Raw genomic sequence first — 278 nt, 5'->3', positions numbered from 1 at the left:
GCATTGAGCGCCCTTATCCTGACGGTAAACTTATCGTGTCACGGACAGATTTAGACGGTACTCTCACGCATGTGAACGACGCGTTTGTAGAAATTAGTGGCTATGAAATTGATGAGCTGATTGGTAAACCGCACTACATTTTGCGCCATCCTGATATGCCAAGCGGTGCTTATAAGGACTTATGGCAGACGGCTAAATCCGGACAAAAGTGGCATGGTTATGTCAAAAACTTGTGTAAAGACGGTAGCCATTACTGGGTCTATGCGACGGTTGTGCCC

Annotated in this window: 1 protein-coding gene; it reads left to right on the top strand. The window is 46.8% G+C overall.

Features of this window, described 5'->3' with window-relative positions:
- A partial coding sequence (locus AAEY79_RS14685) for a PAS domain-containing protein (RefSeq protein WP_352289061.1) occupies nt 1-278 on the top strand: 278 nt, incomplete at both ends.

The sequence above is a fragment of the Psychrobacter sp. GW64-MNA-CIBAN-0177 genome (genome assembly GCF_040309585.1).
Classification (GTDB): domain Bacteria; phylum Pseudomonadota; class Gammaproteobacteria; order Pseudomonadales; family Moraxellaceae; genus Psychrobacter; species Psychrobacter okhotskensis.
This window is presented reverse-complemented; position numbering and strand designations above follow the sequence as displayed.